This is a genomic window from Ancylobacter sp. 3268, from assembly GCF_031456575.1.
GTDB lineage: Bacteria > Pseudomonadota > Alphaproteobacteria > Rhizobiales > Xanthobacteraceae > Ancylobacter.
In genome coordinates, this window is the sequence record NZ_JAVDUX010000001.1 from 37,742 (window position 1) to 59,234 (window position 21,493).

General features: G+C 65.6%; 20 protein-coding genes. 3 read left to right on the plus strand and 17 right to left on the minus strand.

Translation table 11 applies throughout. The features are described from left to right. Positions 1 to 165 precede the first annotated feature (165 nt). From J2X65_RS00160 to J2X65_RS00175, 4 genes are read right to left on the minus strand one after another with little or no spacing between them, the layout of a single operon-like run. Positions 166 to 1,005: a metal ABC transporter permease gene (locus J2X65_RS00160; RefSeq protein ID WP_404977633.1), complete on the minus strand. Its 840-nt coding sequence runs from the start codon at positions 1,003 to 1,005 to the stop codon at positions 166 to 168. A 2-nt stretch (positions 1,006 to 1,007) separates the two neighbouring features. Next, positions 1,008 to 1,829 (minus strand): metal ABC transporter permease, encoded by an 822-nt coding sequence (locus J2X65_RS00165; protein WP_404977644.1) that lies wholly within the window; start codon positions 1,827 to 1,829, stop codon positions 1,008 to 1,010. 35 nt (positions 1,830 to 1,864) lie between these two features. Next, on the minus strand, positions 1,865 to 2,758 hold the full coding sequence (locus tag J2X65_RS00170) for a manganese/iron ABC transporter ATP-binding protein (protein ID WP_310196304.1): 894 nt from the start codon (positions 2,756 to 2,758) through the stop codon (positions 1,865 to 1,867). Next, complete coding sequence (locus J2X65_RS00175; protein WP_310196306.1) at positions 2,755 to 3,687, minus strand: metal ABC transporter substrate-binding protein; 933 nt, start codon at positions 3,685 to 3,687, stop codon at positions 2,755 to 2,757. The genes J2X65_RS00170 and J2X65_RS00175 overlap by 4 nt, the downstream gene beginning before the upstream one ends. Before the next feature lie 275 nt (positions 3,688 to 3,962). Between J2X65_RS00175 and J2X65_RS00180 the strand changes: the two genes are divergently transcribed. Then, a complete protein-coding gene (locus tag J2X65_RS00180; protein ID WP_310196308.1) occupies positions 3,963 to 4,631 on the plus strand; it encodes a DUF4286 family protein in 669 nt (222 codons plus the stop codon). Between the two features lie 61 nt (positions 4,632 to 4,692). Here the strand turns inward: J2X65_RS00180 and J2X65_RS00185 are convergent, their stop codons facing one another. Next, positions 4,693 to 5,373 (minus strand): cysteine hydrolase, encoded by a 681-nt coding sequence (locus J2X65_RS00185; protein WP_310196310.1) that lies wholly within the window; start codon positions 5,371 to 5,373, stop codon positions 4,693 to 4,695. Positions 5,374 to 5,479: 106 nt separating this feature from the next. After that, positions 5,480 to 7,270: a sulfatase-like hydrolase/transferase gene (locus J2X65_RS00190; RefSeq protein ID WP_310196312.1), complete on the minus strand. Its 1,791-nt coding sequence runs from the start codon at positions 7,268 to 7,270 to the stop codon at positions 5,480 to 5,482. A gap of 177 nt (positions 7,271 to 7,447) precedes the next feature. Between J2X65_RS00190 and J2X65_RS00195 the strand changes: the two genes are divergently transcribed. Continuing rightward, positions 7,448 to 8,506 (plus strand): amidohydrolase family protein, encoded by a 1,059-nt coding sequence (locus J2X65_RS00195; RefSeq protein ID WP_310196314.1) that lies wholly within the window; start codon positions 7,448 to 7,450, stop codon positions 8,504 to 8,506. Between the two features lie 93 nt (positions 8,507 to 8,599). Here the strand turns inward: J2X65_RS00195 and J2X65_RS00200 are convergent, their stop codons facing one another. From J2X65_RS00200 to J2X65_RS00230, 7 genes are all read right to left on the minus strand, one after another. Further along, a complete protein-coding gene (locus J2X65_RS00200; protein ID WP_310196317.1) occupies positions 8,600 to 9,448 on the minus strand; it encodes an ABC transporter ATP-binding protein in 849 nt (282 codons plus the stop codon). Continuing rightward, entirely contained in the window at positions 9,445 to 10,239 is a 795-nt protein-coding gene (locus J2X65_RS00205) for an ABC transporter permease (protein ID WP_310196321.1), read from the minus strand. Before J2X65_RS00205 ends, J2X65_RS00200 begins: the two co-directional genes overlap by 4 nt. Next, positions 10,236 to 11,345 (minus strand): NAD/NADP octopine/nopaline dehydrogenase family protein, encoded by a 1,110-nt coding sequence (locus tag J2X65_RS00210; protein ID WP_310196324.1) that lies wholly within the window; start codon positions 11,343 to 11,345, stop codon positions 10,236 to 10,238. Before J2X65_RS00210 ends, J2X65_RS00205 begins: the two co-directional genes overlap by 4 nt. Then, positions 11,342 to 12,748, minus strand: coding sequence for an MmgE/PrpD family protein (locus J2X65_RS00215; RefSeq protein ID WP_310196328.1), 1,407 nt, complete (start codon positions 12,746 to 12,748; stop codon positions 11,342 to 11,344). The genes J2X65_RS00210 and J2X65_RS00215 overlap by 4 nt, the downstream gene beginning before the upstream one ends. Positions 12,749 to 12,750: 2 nt before the next feature. Then, positions 12,751 to 14,148 carry a dihydroorotase family protein gene (locus tag J2X65_RS00220; RefSeq protein ID WP_310196330.1) on the minus strand — a complete coding sequence of 466 codons (1,398 nt, stop codon included), beginning with the start codon at positions 14,146 to 14,148 and terminating at the stop codon, positions 12,751 to 12,753. A gap of 29 nt (positions 14,149 to 14,177) precedes the next feature. Next, positions 14,178 to 15,218: a GTP-binding protein gene (locus J2X65_RS00225; RefSeq protein WP_310196333.1), complete on the minus strand. Its 1,041-nt coding sequence runs from the start codon at positions 15,216 to 15,218 to the stop codon at positions 14,178 to 14,180. 87 nt (positions 15,219 to 15,305) lie between these two features. Further along, entirely contained in the window at positions 15,306 to 16,277 is a 972-nt protein-coding gene (locus J2X65_RS00230) for an ABC transporter substrate-binding protein (RefSeq protein ID WP_310196336.1), read from the minus strand. Positions 16,278 to 16,470: 193 nt separating this feature from the next. Between J2X65_RS00230 and J2X65_RS00235 the strand changes: the two genes are divergently transcribed. Further along, positions 16,471 to 17,244, plus strand: a complete 774-nt coding sequence (locus J2X65_RS00235) for an IclR family transcriptional regulator C-terminal domain-containing protein (RefSeq protein WP_310196339.1) — start codon at positions 16,471 to 16,473, stop codon at positions 17,242 to 17,244. 231 nt (positions 17,245 to 17,475) lie between these two features. Here the strand turns inward: J2X65_RS00235 and J2X65_RS00240 are convergent, their stop codons facing one another. The 4 genes from J2X65_RS00240 to J2X65_RS00255 all read right to left on the minus strand — a co-directional run bounded on the left by J2X65_RS00240 (position 17,476) and on the right by J2X65_RS00255 (position 21,486). Further along, entirely contained in the window at positions 17,476 to 18,219 is a 744-nt protein-coding gene (locus tag J2X65_RS00240) for a DUF2161 family putative PD-(D/E)XK-type phosphodiesterase (protein ID WP_310196342.1), read from the minus strand. Between the two features lie 362 nt (positions 18,220 to 18,581). Continuing rightward, positions 18,582 to 19,340, minus strand: a complete 759-nt coding sequence (locus J2X65_RS00245) for an ABC transporter permease (protein WP_310196344.1) — start codon at positions 19,338 to 19,340, stop codon at positions 18,582 to 18,584. Beyond that, positions 19,337 to 20,278: an ABC transporter ATP-binding protein gene (locus J2X65_RS00250; protein ID WP_310196346.1), complete on the minus strand. Its 942-nt coding sequence runs from the start codon at positions 20,276 to 20,278 to the stop codon at positions 19,337 to 19,339. Before J2X65_RS00250 ends, J2X65_RS00245 begins: the two co-directional genes overlap by 4 nt. Then, entirely contained in the window at positions 20,275 to 21,486 is a 1,212-nt protein-coding gene (locus J2X65_RS00255) for an ABC transporter permease (protein ID WP_310196349.1), read from the minus strand. The genes J2X65_RS00250 and J2X65_RS00255 overlap by 4 nt, the downstream gene beginning before the upstream one ends. Positions 21,487 to 21,493: the final 7 nt, after the last annotated feature.

Here is a 21,493-nt window from a genome sequence, read left to right on the forward strand (position 1 = left end):
GTTACCGCTTTATCGTCGAGGCACTTTCCGAGGAGCCGTGTCGCCGGCCGGGGCAGAAAAGACCGCGAGCGGGTTACCCGGCGCCTCGAGCCGGAAGGCGGAGGGAAAACAATGGTGCGCTGGCAAAAAAAGGCCGCGCTGGCGCAGGCCCCGCCTTGCAACCCTTCAAGCAGGATCGCTGGTCTCGAGCGGTGTGGGGGTCAGCGACGAGCGGAGGAAGGCGCCTACGAAGACGATGCTCATCAACAGCACGATGGTCGGCGCCGGTGCGCTATCGAGAAAGAAGGACAGGTAGACCCCGAGCAGCGAGGTGCTGACGGCGATCGCGACCGACACGGCCAGCATTGCGCCGAAACTGCGGGCAAGCAGGAAGGCGATGGCTCCCGGCGCGATCAGCATGGCGATGGCAAGGATCAGCCCCACCGCCTTCAGCGCGCCGACGATGGTCAGCGAGATCAGGCAGAGCAAGCCGTAATGCAGCAGCCGGACGCGCAGCCCGACCGCCCGTGCCTGCGCGGGGTCGAAGGCGTGCAGCAGGAAGTCCTTCCACTTCACCCCGATGGCACCGGCGACCACCGCGGCGATCAGCGCGGTTTCACCGATGTCGCGCCAGGTCACTCCTAGCATGTCGCCGAAAAGAATATGGTCGAGATGCACCTCAGACTGGATCTTGACGTAGAGCACCAGCCCGGCGCCGAACATGCCGGAGAACACGATGCCCATTACCGTGTCCTGCTTGATCCGGCTATTGTCCTTCAGGAAGCCCGTTGCCACCGCGCAGAACATGCCGGCGGCGAAGGCGCCGAGCGCATAGGGCAGGCCGACGATATAGGCCAGGACTACGCCAGGAAACACCGCGTGGGAGATGGCGTCGCCCATCAGCGACCAGCCCTTGAGCACCAGGAAACAGGAGAGCAGCGCCATCGGCACGGCCACCAGCCCGGAAATGACCAGCGCATTGACCATGAACTCGAACTGGAAGGGTCCCAGCAGCATGTCGATCATGGTCACAGCCCTGCCTTGAGTGCCTGCGCGGTGCGCCGCCGCGCCGCCAGCAGGCCGTGCTTGGGCGCGAAGACGAAGGCGATGAGGAAGATCAGCGTCTGCAGCACGACGATGATGCCGCCGGTGGCACCGTCGAGGAAATAGCTCGCATAGGCGCCGACGAAGCTTGTCACCGCGCCGATGGCGACGGCGATGGTCAATAGGCGCGGAAAGCGGTCGGCGAGCAGATAGGCGGTGGCGCCTGGCGTCACCACCAGGCAGATGACGAGGAAGGCGCCCACCGTCTGCAGCGCGGCGACGGTGCAGGCCGACAGCAGGGTAAAGAACACCACCTTGAGCGCCGTGGGTTTGAGGCCGATCGACCGCGCATGTGCCTCGTCGAAGAAAACGGCCATCAGGTCCTTCCATTTCACCAGCAGGATCGCCAGCGAGACGAAGCCGATGAGCGCGAGCTGCAGCGTGTCTTCCGGGGTGATGGCGAGGATGTTGCCGAGCACGATGGTCTGGATGTTCACCGAGGTCGGCGACAGCGACACCATGAACAGTCCGAGCCCGAAGAAGGAGGAGAAGATCAGCCCGATGACGGCGTCCTCCTTCAGCTTCGTGCGCTGGTTGAGGAACAGCATCGCCGCCGCGGCGAGCCCGCCGGAGAAGAAGGCGCCGATGGCGAAGGGCAGGCCCAGCATGTAGGCGCCGGCGACGCCCGGCACGATGGCATGCGAGAGCGCATCGCCGATCAGCGACCAGCCCTTGAGCATGAGGTAGCAGGACAGGAAGGCGCAGACCGCGCCGACGAGCGCCGAGACCCACATGGCACTGCGCATATATTCATAGCCGAAGGGCTCGGCGAGCAGCTCGATCACGAAGCGTCCTCCGTGGTGCGGGGCCGGCGCTCGCCTTTCTCGCCATAGAACACCAGCGGGCGCTCGTCGTCGGTCAGCACGGCGAGCTGGCGCCGGTCGTCATCGGCATGCAATCCGGCGGCGCCGAGCACGAAATGGCGCAACACACCCCCGAACGTTTTTTCCAGATTGGCTTCTGTGAAGGTCTCGACCGTCGGCCCATAGGCGAGCACGGTGCCCTTGATCAGCACGGTCCGGTCGCAGAATTCCGGCACGCTGCCGAGATTATGGGTGGAGACGAGCATCACCCGGCCTTCGTCGCGCAGCGCCTTCAGCAGCGCGATGATCGCCCCCTCCGTCTTCACGTCGACGCCGGTGAAGGGTTCGTCGAGCAGGATGACCCGCGCATCCTGCGCCAGCGCGCGGGCAAGGAAGACGCGCTTCTTCTGTCCGCCGGAAAGCTCGCCGATCTGCCGCTTGCGGAACTCGTCCATTCCGACGCGGGTGAGCGCGTCGGTCACGGCCTGCCGGTCGGCGGCGCGGGGGATGCGCATCAGGCCCATATGGCCGTAGCGCCCCATCATCACCACGTCCTCGACCAGCACCGGAAAGTTCCAGTCGACCTCCTCCGCCTGCGGCACGTAGGAGACGAGGTTGCGCCGCAGCGCCTCGTCGACGCCGAGGCCGTGGAGCGAGATCTGGCCGGCCGCCAGGCGGACAAAGCCCATGATGGCCTTGAACAGCGTTGATTTACCCGAGCCGTTCACCCCGACCAGCGCGGTGATGGTGCCGGTCGGGATCGAGAAGCTGGCAGCCCGGAGCGCGGTGTGGCCGTTGCGATAGGTGACGGTGACATTGCTGACCTCGATGCCCACGTCGTTGCCTGCCGGTGCCACAGGTCGCGCATTCATTGCGACAATCCTTCGGCCAGTCCCTTTTCCAGCGTGCCGGTGGTTACGGCGAGCAGGTCGATATAGGTCGGCACCGGGCCGTCGGCTTCGCTCAGCGAGTCGACATAGAGCATGCCGCCATAATGCGCGCCGGTCTCGCGCGCCACCTGCCGTGCCGGCTTGTCGGAGACCGTGCTTTCGCTGAACACGGCGGGAATGTCGTTCTTGCGCACGGAATCGATGACCTTTCGCACCTGCTGCGGCGTGCCCTGCTGGTCGGCGTTGATCGGCCAGAGATAGAGCTCTTTCAGCCCGAAATCGCGGGCGAGATAGGAGAAGGCGCCCTCGCTCGATACCAGCCAGCGCTTGTCGGGGGGGACGGTGTCGAGCTTCGCCCGGATCGGCGCCACCGCCGCCTCGATCTTTGCCTTGTAGGCCGCCGCATTGGCCTCGTAGGTCGCGGCATTGGCCGGATCGTACTTCACGAAGGCGTCGCGGATGTTGTCGACATAGATCAGCGCGTTCTGCGGCGACATCCACGCATGCGGGTTGGGCTCGCCGCGATAGGGACCCTCGACGATGCCCATCGGCTCGATGCCGGCGGAAACCACGACGCCGGGCACGCCTTTGAGATTCTGGAAGAATTTTTCGAACCACAGTTCGAGGTTGAGCCCGTTCCACAGGATGAGCTGCGCGCCCTGCGCGCGCTGAATGTCGCCGGGTGTCGGCGCATAATTATGGATCTCTGCACCGGGCTTGGTGATGGACTCCACCACCGCCGCATCGCCCGCCACGTTGCGCGCCATGTCGGCAATGACGGTAAAGGTCGTGACCGCCTTGAATTTCGGCGTCGTCCCGTCCTGCGCCGAGGCACTGGCAAATCCCGCAATGCCGATGAAGCCGGCCGCCACCAGACCCGCCAGAACCACACGCCTCGATCCGTCGAGCATCACCCTCTCCTTTTGCGAATGACTTGCAGGAGCATCCTACGCAGAGTCAATGCCGGTGTGCAACTGCGAATGATTTGCATGGCAGAAGAAGAGTGCTGCCCGGACAGGTACGGGCGAGGGGGCGGGGCTGCGCGATCCGCGTCGGGCGGGCGGGGAGGGTGCAGGCGTCGGCTCGGCCTGGGCCGGGATCTTTGCCGGATGGCGCGCCTGCCCGGCGCGCCTTGACAATTTGGGATCCGCGCCACCTCGTGCCATCGATCAACGGAGAGGCCGCGATGGCAGGCAAGGGAAAGTCTATTCTGTTTTCGGAAATGACGCCGGGCGCTGACTTCGAAGTCGAGTTCAACGCCTGGTACGACACCGTGCATATTCCCGAGCGGATGGAGTGCCCCGGCTTCGTCAGCGGACAGCGCTATCATCGCCATGACGGCTCCGGCCATCTCGCCGTCTACGAGATGGACGATCTGGGCGCGATGAGCACGCCGGCCTACACCAAGGTGAAGACGCAGCCCTCCGAGCAGAGCGCGCGGATGCTGAGGAGCGTCACCGGGTTCACCCGGTATCTCGCGAACGAAACGTCGGTGTGTGCCAAGGGCGATGTCGACGCCACGCTGAACGCTCCGGTGCTCTACGTTGTCGCGTTCAACGTGCCGGCGGAGACCGCCGCGGATTTCGATAGCTGGTACGAGCAAGAGCACGTACCGCTGCTGCTGGAGGAGCCCAAATGGCTCATGGTCCGACGCCTGCGCGTCACGGACGGCGTTCCCGAAACCTACACGCACCTCGCCTTGCACTATCTTGCGGATGCCGATGCGTTGAACTCGCCCGCCCGCGCCAAGGCGCGTGGAACACCGTGGCGCGCCCGCTTTTCCCGCGAGCCCTGGTTCAAGGGAACCTATGCGGTGTTCGACCGAACCGGGCAGCGTCAGTTCGCCAAAGCCTGACGGAGGGGTGTCGGCGCCGTTGACGCCGGAACGTGGCCGCCCGTCCGCTATGGGAGAGCTGCTATGCCTGCAGCAGCGCGGTCACGTCGTCGGTCGACACCACGTCGGCGAAAGTGAGCATCATGTTGTTCAGCGTCGTGTTGTGCTCGAAATCCGTATGCGTCGCCGTGCCGTCGGAGACGAACAAGACTTTGTAATTCAGCATCATCGCATCGCGGGCCGTCGATTCGCAGCAGATATTGGTGGCGCAGCCGGTTATGATGACGGTGTTGATGTCCCGTGCGCCCAGCTGCTCATGGAGATCGGACGATCCATCGACAAAGGCCCCGAATCTGAACTTGTTGATGCGCATATCGCCGGGTTCGGTTTCGATGCCGGGGTGCAGCGCGTGGCCGGGCTGTCCCACCGTGAAGGTTGAATACATCCCTTCACGCTTGCTGGACGTCCAGAACGCATCGAACCAGTTGGACCAGCTGTTCTTGCTCTCCTCGCTGATGGAGTTCTGAATAAACACGTTGAGCGCGCTGGCCTGCCGGCAGGCCGCGCTTATCCTGTTGATGTTGGGAATGATCGCCGCCGCCGGCGCGATCTCGGCCGGCGCTCCGGGAGTCATGAAGCCGACCTGCATGTCGATGACCAGATGCGCGGTCCGCTTGGGATCGATGCTTTCGAAGAGGCGGAGACGGCCGCGCCTCTGGAGAGCGATCTGCACGATGTCGTCTTCGAGCTTCACCTTGTGCACGTGTGTCTCCACTGGCGTCGGCAGTCATTTTCAGGGTCCGATTGGTCGACCGGCGATGGCTTGCCAGCCATCGCCCGGCATTTTCAGAAGGCCCGGCCGGGAACGGCTATCGCTCGTTCGCCGGCGGAAACACCCATCTGCCGTCCTTGAATGGCAGGAAGCTGCCATCGTCCACCCCCACTTCGGTGGCGATGAGGCCGTTCAGCTTGGCGTTGAGCGAGAGGATGAGGTCGCCGTTCGCCTTGCCCTGCATGGCGAGGTTGTTCACCTCGTCCGGGTCGTTCTGCAGGTCGTAGACCTCGATATCGTTCTTCGCCGTCAGGTCCTCCCACGTCTCGGGCGTGTTGAAGCCTTGCGGCGCGAAATAGCGGGAGAAGCGATAGCGACCATCGAACACGCTGCGTATGGAGCAGCGCAGCTGGAAATCAGGCGGCTGCTTCTCCATCGCGGCGATGCGCTGGGCGAGCGGGATGGAGTTGTCGGCCTTCACGTCGAAATGGGCGGCCCACCGGGCATCCTGGTAGCTCAGCATGTTGTAGCAAAACAGCGCGCCTGGCCTCAGCGTATCCGTCTGCGCGGCGGCGGGCGCGGTGAGCAGGGATGAGAAGTCGTGCCCCGGCAGACCTTCCCCCGCCAGCTTCAGCTTCTCCGGCGCGGCGCCTGTGAGCGCGAGAAGGGTCGGCGTCAGGTCCACCTGCGAGGTCACGGCGTTGCAGGAAATGCCGCCGGGATAGGCGGGGTGGACGATCATCAGCGGCAAATGGTTCTGCTGGCGATAGGTGCAGTTGCCCTTGCCGCGCATTTGGTGATGCCCGCCCAACTCGCCATGGTCGGCGGTGAAGACGATGATGGTATCGTCCGACATGCCGTTGGCCTTGATCGCCTCCAGCACGCGATAGACCTGAAGATCGCAGTCCCGGATGCAGTTGAAATAATAGTTCTGCAGCACCCGCCAGCGGCGATCCTCGTCCGGCCACTCGCCGACGAGATAGTCCATCACCTCCTGGTAGATGTGCTGCGCCTTTGGGCGGCCGGGCGCGTCGAAGGCCTGCGTGCGGGTGGAGGGCAGGGGCACGTCCCAGGCCGCGGCGTAAAGATCATTTGCCGGCGGTCGGGCGATCGGCATGGAAGATCGCTTGCCCTGCACGGTCTGCCCCGGCAGGTCCGAATTGATGTACATGACGTCATGCGGATTGACGAAGTTGACCGCCAGATACCAGGGTTTTCCGGTCGCCCGCAGTTCCTGCCCCTTTGTGCGCAGCCAACGCGTCACGAACGCCGTGGTGGTGTCGTCGTAATTATAGCCGCCGAGCGTCGTGTCGTTGATGTCGCCGACGCCGAAGAAGTCGTCGAAACCATAGCTTTCGATGATTTCGCGATATTGCGCGAACGGTGCGTCGATTGCCTTGTCGACCTGATCGAGATTGGCGGAGAGGTGCCATTTTCCCTGATAGGCGGCATGGTAGCCGAGCTGGGCGAGGCGATGGCCGACGGTCTTCACATCCGTCGACATGTCCGGCTGCCACAGGGCGTTGGCGTTGTCGAAGATGCCGGTGTGGGGAATGTGCTGGCCGGTATAGAGCGTGGAGCGGGCCGGCGAACAGACGCAGGACGCCGCTTGGTGATTGTTGAAGGTGATGCCGTTGGCCTTGATCCATTCGCGCCCGGGCACCGGAAACGGCCACGCGTCGAAGAAATGCTCCTGATCCACCAGGATGAACAGGATGTTGTAGCCGCCGGGTGGCGCGTCGGGCGCCTTGATGGGGGACGGCGAACGGGACGGCATGGCGCCGGCGTCCGCCACTGTCGGCAGCAGGCTTGCTCCCATCAGCGCGGCACCGGAGGTGAACAACTCCCGCCGCGAAGCAACAAGCTTACCTTCAGGCTTATCTTTCACGATATCCCCCCAAATAGAAATTTCAGGAATTATTAGATTTGAGCAGTGTGTTTCACAAGAGAAATAGCCGGAAAAAGCCTCTCTTCTGGACGCATAGATGTGAAGCGGCTCTCTCGACGCGGCCAGCGCCATCGGAAAATTTAATTTCGAAACTGAATTATTTTTCAGAAGAAGTAATTGTCCCGTATCACGCTGCGGGAGGCCTCTTCTCAGCGATCTCGCGCCGCTGTAGGTTGCGAAAGCTCAGCGCGCCAACGTTCAATCCCTGGAGCCGTCGTGAAAAAAATCGCCCTTGAGGAGCATTTCATCACGCCGGGTCTCGAGCCTCACATGCGGGCGGCGATGCCGAAACTGTCTCCGGAGAGTGCCGACCATCTTTGCCAGCTCATGCTGGATTTCGGCGAGCGCCGGCTTGCGGCCATGGACGCCGCCGGTGTCGATATCGCCGTCCTGTCCATTTCCGGCCCGGGGGTGCAGGCCGAGCCGGATGCGGCGATGGCGGTAAGGCTCGCCCGTGACGCCAATGACAGGCTTGCGGCGGAAGTCGCCAAGCAGCCCGCCCGGTATCGTGGCTTCGCCCATCTGCCGATGCAGGACGTGCCCGCGGCCATCGCGGAGCTGGAGCGTTGCGTATCCGAACTCGGCTTCGTCGGCTCGATGGTGAACGGCCACACCCACGGGGTCTATCTCGATGATCCCGCATATGATCCGTTCTGGGAGCGCCTGCAGGCGCTCGACGTGCCGCTGTACCTGCACCCGACCGATTCCTTCGTGCTGCCCTATGTGCTCGAAGGTGCGCCGGAGCTGCTGAAGCCGACCTGGGAGTGGAATTTCGAGACCTCCTCCCACTTCCTGCGGCTGCTTTTCGCCGGCGTGTTCGACCGTTTTCCCAGGCTCAAGATCATTCTCGGGCATATGGGTGAAACCATGCCCTACCATCTGTGGCGCTTCGACAGCCGGGCCGCGCTCATCATCGGCAAGCGCCCGCTCCGGGAAGTGCCGTCCTTCTATCTGAGGCGAAACCTGTTCGTGACGACGTCCGGCCAGTTCGACAACGTCCCGTTGACCGCGGCGCTCTCCGCCCTCGGCAGCGACCATGTGCTGTTTTCCATCGACTATCCGTACGAGGATTCCGCTGCGGCCGGTCGCTTCTTCGACGCCGCGCCAATCGACGACGCGACGCGCGGGAAAGTGGCTCGCCTCAATGCCCTCTCGGTCATGAATATCAGGGTATGAGTCGACGCAGGCGGTCCGCTCGCTTCCGCCCGATCACGATGTCGGCCGAGGGAGAGAGTTCGTGTGGATGCTCGCGCTCAGGGCTTGCGGGCCTCAGTCGGCCGCGAGCGACATGCCCAGCCGCACTTCGTGCTCGATCAGCTTCCAGATCTCGTCGACCAGCTGCACGAAGGCCAGGCTGCGCTTGACCTCCAGATCGCGCGGGCGCGGCAGGTCGATCGGGATCTCGGCGCGAATCTGGCCGGGCCGGGCGCTGAAGACCACCACCCGGTCGGAGAGAAACACGGCTTCGTCGATCTGGTGGGTGATCAGGACGACGGTCTTCTTCTGGCGTCCCCAGATGTTCAACAGCTCGGCCTGCATGATCTCGCGCGTCTGGGCGTCGAGAGCGGCGAAGGGTTCGTCGAGCAGCAGGATGCGCGGATCCACCGCCAGCGCCCGGGCGACGTTGACACGCTGGCGCATGCCGCCGGAAAGCTGGTGCGGATAGTGGTGCTCGAAGCCGCGCAGGCCGGCGAGCTCGATGAAGCCCTGGGCGATCGCCTCCCGCTCGCCGCGCGCCATGCCGCCGATGGCGAGGCCATAGCCGACATTCTCGATCACCGTCTTCCAGGGCAGCAGCGAATCGTTCTGGAACACCATGGCCCGGTCCGGACCGGGCCGGGAGACCGCGCCGCTGCCGACGGCGATGGTGCCCGAGCTTGCGGGCATCAGTCCGTCGATGATGCGCAGCAGCGTGGATTTGCCGCTGCCGCTCGCTCCGACGATGGAGACGAACTCGCCGTCCTTCACCGTCAGATTGATGTCGCGCAGGGCCTCGACGCTCGGCTTGCCGGCGCGCAGGAAGGTCTTGTTCACGCCGCGTATGTGGAGGGTGGCGTCGTCGGTCATGCGGTCCTCGGTGAGGCAGGGCGTAACGGAAGCGGGACGGCTGGCGGTCATTCCTGCCTCCAGGGGGCGAGACGGCGTTCGATCGCCTCGAACACCAAGCTGCCGATCAACCCCATGGCGCCGAGCAGCATGACATAGGCGAGCAGCGTCGCGGTATCGAAGGTCTGGCCGGCGGCAAGGATGGCGAAGCCGAAACCGGCAAAGGAGCCGAAGAACTCCGCCACCACGATGCCCACCAGCGCCCGCGCCCAGGCGACGCGGATGCCGCTGACGATGAAGGGCAGCGCATAGGGCAGGGTGACGGTGGTGAAGATCTGCCATTTGCTGGCGTTGAACGAGCGCGCGGCATCGATGAGGCCGCGATCGGTGGAGCGCAGGCCGGTCTCAGTGGTCACCAGCACCGGGAAGACCGCGATCAGCACCACCAGCACGAATTTCGAGGCGAAGCCGAGGCCGAGCCAGGCAATGACCAGCGGCGCGAGCGCCACGATCGGTACCGAGTAGAGGGCGGTGAGCATCGGGCCGGCCGTCAGCGACATCAGCCGGCTGGACGACAGCAGCAGCCCGCCGGCGATGCCGACCGCCACCGCGACGGGGAAGGAGGCGCCGACGGCGAGGCAGGTGGCGAGGCCGTTCGTCCACACCGCGCCCGAGCGGACTTCGCGGATCAGCGCTTCGAACACCTCCTGCGGCGGCACCAGCAGCAGCCGGTTGGTGACGAGGGTCGCGGTGAGGAGCTCCCACACGGCCAGCACGAAGGCGATAGAGAGCAGCACCCGCACCAGCGTGGCGCTGCGGGTTTCGCGTTCGAGAAAGGCATATGTTCTCTGCCAGAAGGTCATGTAAAGCTCCTGCCGGCGCCGGCCTGCGGTTCGAAATGGCCCTCGCGGGCGCGATGCCGGATCACTTCGGGTGTCATGGTGTCGAGGTGCAGCAATGGCAGCAGCGCGTTCGCGGCCCGATAGTCGCGCCCGGTCGCCGCGCCGGCGAGTGCGATGGTTGCACCGTGCACCGGCGTCATCACGCCGGCGCCCCGGGCGAGCTCGGCGGCGAAGACGAGGCCATAGCTGAGATCCTGCGCCAGATAGCGGTGGTCGATGCTGCGGGGCCCTTTGGGGCCGCGGCCATGGGCGTGGAGATGGGCGTTCATTTCCGCCATCGAGCCGAGCGGAATGCGGAAGGACCGCTGGAAGTGCTCGTTGACGCCGTGGATGGTGGCGCCATAGGACGATGCGACAGCCAGCCGCTCGGCATCGAGCGCTTCCATCAGCCGGCCGATCGAGCCCGTGGTCTGCTCATAGGGTGCCCAGCTTTCGCCGTGCTCGATGCGCGACAAATTGAGCAGGCAGACCGGCACGTGGAAAACCGGATTGGCGTTGGACAGCAGGGCGATGGCCAGCGCGTCCGGACGGGCCTCGACGTGCGTGCCCGTCAGCTCCCCGCATAGGGCCAGCGCCGATGCTTCGAGCCGCGAGGGCATCACCGCCGCTTCGATGTGCGGGCGCAGCGTGCGGATATCGACGGCAAGCGGTCCGGTCTTTTGGGCGGTGGCGACCGTCGTGTTCCAGGAAACGATCGGCAGCTCGACCCCCCGCGCGGCAAGCAGTTCGGAGAGGTAAACGGCGCTCATCGAATGCGCCGCGCCGATGAGAAACGGCATGCCGGGTGCCAGCAGCGGCGCGACGGCACGCATCACCGGTACATGGCCGCCGGCATCGACGGCAAGCAGCACCGCATCGGCACCGTCGATCGCGTCGGCGAGATCGCTGCTGGCGGCAATCTCCCATGCGCCGGCGAGGGCACCGGTGGAGATCAGGCGAGGGCGCTGCGGCAGGCCCGCAGTGCCGGTACCGGAGGGCGACCAGATGATCGGCGCATGCCCGCGCGAAGCGAAGAGAGCGGCGCTGGCGAGACCCATCGCTCCGGAGCCGAGGATGGCGATCTTCATGAGCCGTGAACCTCCGCGGGGAAGAGGCGGCTGAGATCGTCGAGCCCCTCTATGCCTCGCAGCCTGGCGAGCAGGTCGGAGGCGATGGCCGGCGACATGAAGGGTGCGACATTGCGCCTGAACTTGGCGTCGAGCAGCTCATCCGGCATCGGACGCATCGGTTTGCCGGTCGATGCCGCCTGGAAATACGAGACCTCGCGGCCATCGGCGGTGGTGAGCGTCACCCGCGTGGCTTCGGTGCCGTTGCGGGCCTCCTCCTCGTCGTCGAACAGGTCGGCACCCACCATCTCTACCTTCGCCATTTCCCGATGAATGGCGGGGTCGGCGACGGTTTCCGCCGTCAGCAGGTCGGCGGTGAACCGCCCATGCGCAAGGATGCAGCCGAGCGCGAAAGGCATGGAGAACTGCGCCTGCGTGACATTGGCGGGGATCGGGAAAGCGAGGTTGCGCAGTATATGACCGGTCACCTCGCAGCGCACGCGCGCCACCTCGCCGACCTCGATATGGTGCTGCTGCAACAACGCCTCCAGCGCCTCGGCTGCCGCCTGCACCGAGGAGCAGGCCGGGTAAAGCTTGAAGGAGGTGCCGGGCGGCTCGAAGCTGCCGAGCCGCGCAAGCGGCGGGCTCGACCACTGGCCGCCATTGATCACCTCGATCAGGCCGCGCGGGCCTTCAAAGGCGTCGAGCGGGCCTTCCGCGCCGTCGCGGGCGAGCAGGGCGGCGCGCAGGCCAGTCTCGCCGGCGCGGGCGCACAGGACCGGCTTCATGTCCGAGCCGACGGCGATGCGCAGTCCGCCGGCCTGCACTGCGGCGATGGCGAGGGCATGGGCGGTGCGCTCGGCATCGAGCCCGATCAGCCGCGCCACCGCCGCCGCGGCGCCGATCGGGCCGAGCACCGCACTGTTGAACCAGCCCTTGTAGAACAGGCTGTCGCGATCCTTACGGTAGGGGGGCTCGGACAGGCACTCGGCGAGGGTCCGTATGAGTTCCGCACCGATGGCGAAGGCGCCGACGAGCGCCGCGCCGCTCGCCCTCGTCTCTTCGCCCATGGCGATCAGCGCCGGATAGAGTGCCGCCGGGGCGAACACCATGCCGATGTTGAAATTGGCATCGAAGTCGAGCACGTGCGCCGCGGTGGCGTTGATCCGCGCTGCCGCCGCCGCCACCAGGCGCTCGCCGCCGGCGTCCAGCACCAGCGCGGCGCCGGCTCGGGCCTCGGCGCGGGTTTGCTCCCGCACCACCCGCGCCAGCGGCAGCGTCGAGCCGGCAAAGGCGGTGCCGACAATGTCGACAAGGGCCCGGCTGGCGGAGAGGTGGGCGCTCGCGGGCAGCGCCGCTGCCGGCAGATCGGCGACGAAGGCGCCGAGCGTCTCGGCGATGCGTGCCGTTTCGGGAGGCTGCATGCTCATGCCCGGGCCGTGGCCTGATGCCGCGCCGTCGCCTGCCGGCCGAAGCCCTTCTCGCCCATGACCTCGCCGTCGCGGTAGACGGAACGCCCGCGCACCAGCGTGTGCACCGGCTTGCCGGTCACCTTGCGGCCGGCATAGGGGCTCCAGCCGGTCAGGCTCAGCACGTCGGCGTCGCGGATCTCATACTCGTTATCGAGGTCGACCAGCACCAGGTCGGCATGGTTGCCGGGTACGATGCCGCCCTTCTTCTCCAGGCCGAACAGCCGTGCCGGCGCGGCCGAGCAGGCGTCGACCACCCGCTCCAGCGTGATCTTGCCTTCGCGCGCCGCGGTGAGGAACATCGAGAGGTAGAACTGGGTCGAGGGCGTGCCGGTGTGGGCTTTCCAGCCGTCGGTCCAGCCGATCTCCTTCTCCTCCCGCAGATGCGGAGCGTGGTCGGTGGCGACGATGTCGATGGTGCCGTCGTTCAATCCTTCCCACAGGCCCGGCACGTTCTTCTCCGGCACCCAATAGGACAGGGCATAGGAACCCAGGCGTTGGATCGACGACCAGTCGCAGCCAAGGAACAGCGCCCACGGATTGATCTCGCAGGTGACCTTCTGGCCCGCCGCCTTGGCCTTGCGGATGAGGTCGACGCTGCCGGCGGTCTGGGTGTGCAATATGTGCAGGTGGCAGCCGGCCGCCTTCTGCAGGCGCAGCAGCGTGGCGATGGCAGTCTCCCAGATCACGCCGTCATGGGCGGCATAGGCCTTGGCATAGGCGAGGGCGTCACGTTCGCCGCGGGCCCAGAACTCCTGCTCGATCACGTCCATCAGCGCCTGGTCGTGCGGATGCACCATCAGCGGCACGTTCACCGCGGCGCAGGCCTGCATGATCTCGAGGATCCGGCCATGATCGTGCACGCCGATGCCCGGCATGTGCGGGTAGTTCCGGCCGGTATCGACGACCATGAAGAACTTGAAGGCGGCGATGCCCTCCTGCGCCATCGACGGCACCTCGTCGAGGATGGTCGGCGCCGGGTTGAAGTTCCAGTCCACCACGGCGTCGGTTTCGTAGATGGCGAACTGCTTCTTCAAAAGGTCCAGCGTGTTCGGCGGCGGGGTGACGTTGGGCATCGCGACCGAGGTGGTCACGCCGCCGGCCGCGCATTGCCGCGTCGAGGTGAGGATGGTGTCCTTGTATTCGAAGCCGGGGAGGGAGCCCTGCCGATGATGCGAATGCATGTCGATGATCCCCGGCAGCACCGCGAGGCCGGCGGCGTCGATGGTCTCGGCGGTGGCCGGTTCGGTGCCGGGCTCGTAGAGGCCGGCGATCAGGTCGTCCTTGATGCCGATCGATCCTTGGAAGCGACCGCCGGGGGTCATGACGAGGCCGTTCACGATGAGGCGGTCCATGGAAGCAATCCTTTGCACTGACGGGTTGGTCACGCCGCCTCGATGCGGCGGGTCTGCAGGGTGGCGAGCACCTCGGCGACATAGTCGCGGCCGAGGTCGCGGGTGATGAAGACGATGCGCGAGCGGCGCGGCCCTTCCGGCCAGGAGGGCAGCTCGACGGGCGGGTGGAACAGCTTCTGCACCGCCTGCACCACGATCGGCCGGTCGCGTCCGGCGACGTCGACGATGCCCTTCACCCTCAGCAGGTCCTTGCCATGGGCGATCACCAGCGCGTCGAGCCAGTGCGCGACATGCTCCCAGTGCAGCGGCTCGTCGAAGCTGAGGCAGAACGAGCCGATCCGGTCGCTGTGCCGGTTGCGGTCGTGATGATGGTGCCCGTGCCCGTGCTCATGCCCGTGGTCCTCATAGGCGTCGGCATTCAGCCAGGCGAGCACGTCGGCGGCCTTGGTGGCGGGGTCGTACAGGCCGGTGCCGGCGACCAGCGTGGCATCGGGCGTGCGGCCGAGGCCGGCATGGATGAGCCGGGCGCCGGGGTTGAGGCCGGTCAGCCGCTCGATCAGCCGCTCTGCCGCCGGGGCGATGTCGGATTTGGTGACGACGATATGGTCGGCGACGGCTACCTGCTTGGCGGCCTCGTGATGGTTGTCGAGCGTGGCGAGCCCCTGCACGCCGTCGACGGCGGTGACCACCCGGTCGAGCCGGTAGGTGCCGGCCACCGGGAAGGTCATCAGGGCCTGGATGACAGGTCCGGGATCGGCGAGCCCGGTCGTCTCGATGATCACGCGGTCGAAGGGGCGGATCTCGCCCCGCTGCCGCTTCTCGTGGAGCTCGCGCAGCGTATCGACGAGATCGCCGCGCACCGTGCAGCACAGGCAGCCGGTCGACAGCTCGATCGTGTTGTCGGCGCTTGCGGCGATGAGGGCGTGATCGATGCCGACCTCGCCGAACTCGTTGACGATCACCGCGGCGCTCGACAGCTCCGGGCTGGCCAGCCAGGCATTGAGTAGCGTGGTCTTGCCGCTGCCGAGAAAGCCGGTGAGCAGGCTCGTGGGGATGCGTTCAGCGGGCATCGGTCCGTTCCGTCCGTCCGGGCATGGGGAAGCGTCGGCGGGAATCGCTCCCCGCTGTCGGTTCGGTTAAAGCGAGCGCGTGCGGCGCTACTTCCCGGCGAGGAAGCTCGGATCGTAGTAGCGCGAGAGCTCGAATTCCTTGGCGCTGTCGGGTTCGGCGCCAACTGCCTTGGAAATCATGATCAGGTTGGTGAGGCTCGCCGCCGAAACTCCGAGCCCGGTCCCGATCGCCTTCTGCTGCTCGACGATGAAGGCGTAGGAATCGGCGCAGATCGCCGGATCCACCTTGGTGTAGGCGGCGAGGATGGCGATCGCCCTCTCCTTGTTGGCAGGGTCGTAGATCCAGTTCGCCGCGTCGCGCGTCGCCTGGGTCACCGCCGTCGCCGCCTTGGGATTCTTGGCCGCCCACTCGGTATTGAGGATCAGCGGGGTCTGGAGATAGGGATCGGTATAGTCGTCGAGCACCTTCATCCCGTCCTTCTGGGCGATGGTGTCGAAGGGGGCGATGAGCAGGGCGCCGACCACCTGGCCATTGCCGAGCGCCACGACGCGATCCTTGGAATTGGCCATCGCCACCAGCTGCAGGCTCCGGGCGTCGCCGCCGCCCTGCTGGATCAGGTAGCGCAGCAGGTTGGCCGTGCCGCCCTTGACCCCGCCGGCGGTCACCGGCTTACCGCTCATCTGGGCGATGTTGGCGATGTCCTTGCCGCCGACCAGGCGCAGGATGGACTTGGTGAGGATGCCGCCGGAAATGACGATCGGCGCCCCCTGGTCGATGGCGCGGATGGCGAGATCCGCCACCGAGACGCCCGCCTCGACCGAGCCGGTGGACACGGCCTGCAACAGCGCCGGGCTGCCGGCGGCGACGAGTTCCTTCACCTCGATGCCGTGCTTGGCATAGAAGCCCTGGTCCTTGGCGATGGCATGCAGCCACAGCAGCGCGCTCGGCGCCAGGATCGCCATGCGCACCTCGGTCTTTTCCTGAGCCCGTGCGGCCGGTGCCGAGAGGATGAGCGCGGATGCCAGCAAACAGCCGGCTGCCCGCAGAAATGCTTTCATCGTTCGTCCTCGCTGCTGGACGGCCGTTCTGCCGCCTCCTCTGGATGCCGTTTCGTTGAACGGCGTGCAGATAGGGCCATATTGCGATGACGAGATCAACGAATTTTGCCAATATGTGTCAATTTAATCATTTTGCAAAATTGCTGCATATTTTGTAAGCGGTCGGAATCCCTTCTCCGCCGCGGATCCAGTAATGAGCCGACAGAGCCATATCCTCTCCATCCTCCAGCTTTTCGATACCGGCATGTCGGTGTGGACCGTGGAGGAGATCGCCAAGGCGCTCGGCGTTTCCGTCCGCACGGCCTACAGGACGGTGAGGGAGCTGACGCAGGGCGGGTTTCTCGATCCGGTCTCCGGCGCCGGCTATGTGCTCGGGCCGGCTTTCATCCGCTTCGATCGGGTGCTGCGGCAGAGCGATCCGCTCATCCGCATTGCCACGCCGGCGATGGAGCGGGTGCTTGAGGAAACCAGCCAGGAAGCGGTGGTCATCCTCTGCCGTCGCTTCAAGGACTGCGTGATGAGTGTGCACATGGTGGAGGGGCGGGAGCCGCATCTGCCCGCGAGCTATGAGCGGGGGGCGGCGATGCCGCTTTTCCTCGGCGCGCCGGCCAAGGTCATTCTGGCCTTTCTGCCGGATCGGGTGTTGCGCGGGCTGTATCTGCGCAACGATGCCGAACTGCGCCTGTCCGGCATCGATTCCTGGGCGAACTTCAAGGAGCAGCTCAAGCCGGTGCGAAAGGCCGGCTATGCGATGACGCAGGCGGAAATCGGCGAAGGCCGGCTCGGCATCGCGGCGCCCATCACGCGTGAGGGGCTGGTCGTCGCCAGCCTCAGTCTGGTGCTGTCGGTGCGCAACGGCAGGCCGGATGCCGAGCGGATCGCTCACTTCGCCGGGAGCGTCCGCCGTGCGGCCTCTGCGGTTTCAGCGGCACTTGATGTTTCCGAGCCGGGAGCGGCACCCCGGTAAAGCCCATTCGCTTCGTTCGGATGGCGCGAGAACTGGATGCGCGGCGAGGGCAAACGGCGAGCGTGTCAATCGAGGCGCGGCAAGCGCCCCGTTGCTTCCGGGAGCCTCCTCTGGGACTGCCTTCCTGTCGATGCGGCCGACATGAATGCTGACTATCCGCTGCTGCATGGCCAGCCGTCGTGTGCCGTGAGGACCTGACGGTAGACGCGACCCGCGGCGGCCGAGGATTGTTCAAGACGTCCCCAGGCTGATGGGGGGCGCGGTGTCGTCCCGTGATTGTTTCAGGCCGCCTGTGGGCAGGTCTTCTCCCTCTGCGCCAGGCAAAGACCCGGGTAGCCATGTTGCCAAGGCACCGCGACCTTCCTCGGTCAGCGCGTAGACGCCACGCTCCGAGCGCTCGAACCAGCCATAGACATTCCGGCGCAGGATCTTCTGGGCGTCGGGTAAAGAGTGTTTGAGATCGCGCGGCCGCTGCGGCGCCAGTACCATCGCCGCGGCGCAGGCGAGTGCCTGCTGGCGATAGGCGGTCATGATCGGCTTGCGCGTGCCGCCACCGGCAGCCGGGTCGCCCTGCCGCCGCTTATGCTCCTCCACCACTCGCGAGCGCCGGCGGGTATTCTTGCGCGGCAGGGGCGCTGTCGGAGACACCAGGATCTCCACCTGCCCGAAGGTCGAAACGCCGAGAAGCCCGAAGCCGAGATGCCGGCACAGATTGCGGTATCTTGGATCGCCCTCGCGGCCCTTGCCCTTGGCCGAGAGCCGCGCGGCCAGCCAGATCTCGTCGCCGACGCTCATCCGGTCGACGCCTTGCAGGACGAGCTCGAGATTGAAGGTCAGCTTCAGCTCGCCAATGACCACCACGGAAGGGTCATCATGCCGAAGACCAACAAGATCGCACGATCCGATTTCACCCTTGACGGTATAACCCAGCTCTTCGAGGAAGCGTTTTACGGGTTCGTAGAGAGACGTTTCCAAATCGGTCCTCCGCGGCGCTATTGCTTGTCGAAGTGAGCGAGAGGCCGACATGGCCGCATTGCCATATGTGGTCCTTCGGCCACGAGCCGGGCCGGTTGCCATTCCTTTCGACGAAGACGCCGCCGGCGGCTTTGACGACCCCATTGAATACAAATGATCGTTGGCTCTTGTGCCGCTATCCGTCGAGCCCGCTCGCGAGCCTCTGACCACCCTGGAGATCAAACGAGAGTCAGAATATCGAGCAACCGTTAAGGTCTCGCTAGCACACCCGGCGAAGCGTCTGGCTTGCTTGGCCATCAGATGTTCGATGCGACGGGTCACCGGAAGCTGAGTTCCGGCGATGAGAATCGCCAGAAGGTGGTTCAGAGAACCTGTTCCAACTCATCGAACCATAGGTCGGTTGCGACGGCGAACAGGCCCACGAGCAGCGCGCCCTGAATGACGTAAGCCGGATTGGAGCCGGATAACCCTTCGATGATCGGCGAGCCGAGCGTCAGCGCCCCGACCGTCGACCCAATCGCCGCGGTGCCGATGTTGAGGATTACCGAGGTCCGCACCCCTGAGAGAATTACCGGTGCGGCAAGGGGTAGTTCCACCCTAAGAAGCCGGCCCTGCGGCGACAATCCGATGCCGTCGGCGGCATCGATCGGCGCCTTGGGAAGGGTGGTGAGGCCAGCGATTGTCGCTCCTATTACTGGCAGCAGACCATAGGCGATGAGCGCGATGACGGTTGGAGCGCCGCCATAGCCGACGGCCGGCACCGCGAGAGCCAGCACGGCCGTCGGCGGGAATGTTTGGCCGATGGCGGCGAGCGTGTCGACGGGTCCGGCAAAGTCGCGCCCGATGGGACGGGTGACAAAGATGCCTATGCCTATGCCGAGGATGATCACGACGAGGCTCGCCATGCCCACCAGTGCGGCGTGCGAAACTGCAAGGTCGAGAAAGGTCGCGCGGGTGTAGAGAGGCCGCGGAAGTTCCGGGAACAGCCATCTGAAAATCGGCGTGCTGTGCGGCAACAAGGCGAGGACGCCGACGAAGATCAGACTCACCAGCACTGCTGGACGCTTCGCCATCTCGACGACATCTCGCACGGTTCGAGCGGCATAGATGCGCGCCATCATGCCTGCCTTCCGTTCCGCAAGGCGATGTCGGCCAGCGCGAGGGTTCCGTATCGATCCGCTGCGCGGTCGTACACCGGTAGGCGGTGAGCGCCCGTCGTCACCATACGCTCCAGGGCAATGTCCAAGGTCACGTCGGCATCGATGGGAGTACCGCCGATAGACTCACCGAAATCGGTGCGTTCACGCACGCGGGTGACCTGCAGCAGGCGCAGGCCACGCTGGGGGCCGCCGACAAAGGCTTCCACGAAGGCATTGGCTGGTCGCGCGAGCAGATCGTGTGGCGAGCCGTGCTGGATCAGCCTGCCGCCGTCCAGCACCGCTATCAGCGAGGCGAGGCGGATTGCCTCGTCGATATCGTGAGTGACGATGACGATCGTTTTCCCGGTCCGGGCCTGAATGTCGAGGAGAGCCAGCTGCAGACCATCGCGCGTGACGGGATCGAGGGCGCCGAATGGCTCGTCCATCAGCAAGAGATCGGGATCGGCGGCGAGCGCTCGAGCGACGCCGACGCGCTGCTGCTGGCCACCGGAGAGTTCGTGTGGTCGGCGGTCGCGATAGGAGGCGGGATCGAGCCCGACGAGATCGAGCAGTTCGTCGATGCGACGCTCGATCCGGTCGCGCTTCCATCCCAGGAGATTCGGAACCGTGGCTATGTTGCGGGCGACGTTCCAGTGAGGGAACAGGCCAACCGATTGAATCACATAACCAATATGTCGGCGTAGCGCGACCGGAGCAAGACTTGCCGCGTCGGTGCCGTCGATCAGTACACGCCCCTCGTCCGGTTCGATGAGGCGATTGATGAGACGCAGTGTGGTGGTTTTTCCCCCACCGGACGCGCCGACCAACGCGCAGATCGAGCCGGTGGGCACGGTGAGTGAAAGTTGATCGACCGAGACCGCATTGCCATATCGTTTGGTGAGGCGATCAAGCACGATCATGCAGATGCTCCTGTCGTCACGGCCGCAGCAAGGCTTCGCAAGAGGAGATCGGCGGCGAGCGCCAGAGCGATGGCCGACAGCGCGCCGAGCAGGATGAGGTCGGTGGCCGTTTGCCCGAGGCCCTGGAAAATGAACGCACCGAGCCCGCCGGCGCCGATGAGTGCGGCAACCACGGCGAGGCCCGTGAGTTGCACCACGACGAGACGCAGCGATGTGACAAGTATTGGCAAGGCGAGGGGTATGGAGACACGCCAGAGTATCTGGCGCTCGTCAAAGCCCATGCCGCGCGCGGCATCCAGGACGCCGGGCGGCGTGGACGCCAGCCCGGTGAATACCCCGCGCGCCACCGGCAACAGGCCGTAAAGCGTGAGCGCGATGATGGCGGGGGCTGCGCCGATCCCGCCAATGCCCAGCGTGCGCAGCGTGGGAAACCAACCCGACAGGGCACTGAGAGGACCGATAAGCAGGCCGAAGATCGCGATGGACGGAACGGTCTGAATAAGATTCAGGATCGCGAACAGTGCCTTGCGCCACTTCGGGCGGCGAAACGTGATGTAGCCGAGCAGGCTGCCGATCGGCAGCGCCCCTGCCAGCGCGCCGCCGACGAGCACGAGATGCCGTACCACTTCCGAGCTGTAAGCTTCCCGGCGGTTGGCGAGCTCGCGGGCAAGCGACAGGTCCGAGAGGGCGCCGGAAGCGGCGAGCAAGGCGATGGCTCCCCCCACTATCGCCACGACGATCATCTGAACGAACATGTTTCGTGTGAGGCGGGTCGCCGCATCGGCAAGTGCAAAGCCGGAACCGGCGGCCACAATCCAGAAAGCCGCTCCTAACGAGGTGCGGGCAACGGGTCCGCTTGCCTGAGCGACGAGGCTGGCCGCGTGACCGGCCGCCGCGACCGTTGCGACCAGCGTGACCGCGGCGATCACGGCGGTGAGCCGGTCACGCCATGCACCGACGCGGAGCACCGCCGAAACGCCGAGCCCAATGATCAGCGCAACGAGGATGGCGGTGACCTCGGGCTCCACTGCCGACCACAGGACGACCGGCCTGCCGCTGAGAATGCGATTGGGCGCGACCGACACAAAGCCCAGACCCATCACCGCCGCCGCCATGCCGCCGACGATCAGCACCAGCAGCGGGTTGGAGCGGCCGGCGCCGCTTCTGAGCTGCGGTGCAGCGGCCTGCGGTGCCGATATGACCGACAAGCCGCTT

Coding starts and splice junctions, on each gene's coding strand:
- J2X65_RS00175 (WP_310196306.1), bottom strand. CDS start 3,687: ATGCTCGACGGATCGAGGCGTGTGGTTCTGGCGGGTCTGGTGGCGGCC.
- J2X65_RS00245 (WP_310196344.1), bottom strand. CDS start 19,340: ATGATGGCGCGCATCTATGCCGCTCGAACCGTGCGAGATGTCGTCGAG.
- J2X65_RS00205 (WP_310196321.1), bottom strand. CDS start 10,239: ATGACCTTCTGGCAGAGAACATATGCCTTTCTCGAACGCGAAACCCGC.
- J2X65_RS00230 (WP_310196336.1), bottom strand. CDS start 16,277: ATGAAAGCATTTCTGCGGGCAGCCGGCTGTTTGCTGGCATCCGCGCTC.
- J2X65_RS00225 (WP_310196333.1), bottom strand. CDS start 15,218: ATGCCCGCTGAACGCATCCCCACGAGCCTGCTCACCGGCTTTCTCGGC.
- J2X65_RS00215 (WP_310196328.1), bottom strand. CDS start 12,748: ATGCAGCCTCCCGAAACGGCACGCATCGCCGAGACGCTCGGCGCCTTC.
- J2X65_RS00180 (WP_310196308.1), top strand. CDS start 3,963: ATGGCAGGCAAGGGAAAGTCTATTCTGTTTTCGGAAATGACGCCGGGC.
- J2X65_RS00200 (WP_310196317.1), bottom strand. CDS start 9,448: ATGACCGCCAGCCGTCCCGCTTCCGTTACGCCCTGCCTCACCGAGGAC.
- J2X65_RS00210 (WP_310196324.1), bottom strand. CDS start 11,345: ATGAAGATCGCCATCCTCGGCTCCGGAGCGATGGGTCTCGCCAGCGCC.
- J2X65_RS00250 (WP_310196346.1), bottom strand. CDS start 20,278: ATGATCGTGCTTGATCGCCTCACCAAACGATATGGCAATGCGGTCTCG.
- J2X65_RS00170 (WP_310196304.1), bottom strand. CDS start 2,758: ATGAATGCGCGACCTGTGGCACCGGCAGGCAACGACGTGGGCATCGAG.
- J2X65_RS00220 (WP_310196330.1), bottom strand. CDS start 14,148: ATGGACCGCCTCATCGTGAACGGCCTCGTCATGACCCCCGGCGGTCGC.
- J2X65_RS00160 (WP_404977633.1), bottom strand. CDS start 1,005: ATGATCGACATGCTGCTGGGACCCTTCCAGTTCGAGTTCATGGTCAAT.
- J2X65_RS00235 (WP_310196339.1), top strand. CDS start 16,471: ATGAGCCGACAGAGCCATATCCTCTCCATCCTCCAGCTTTTCGATACC.
- J2X65_RS00165 (WP_404977644.1), bottom strand. CDS start 1,829: ATGCGCAGTGCCATGTGGGTCTCGGCGCTCGTCGGCGCGGTCTGCGCC.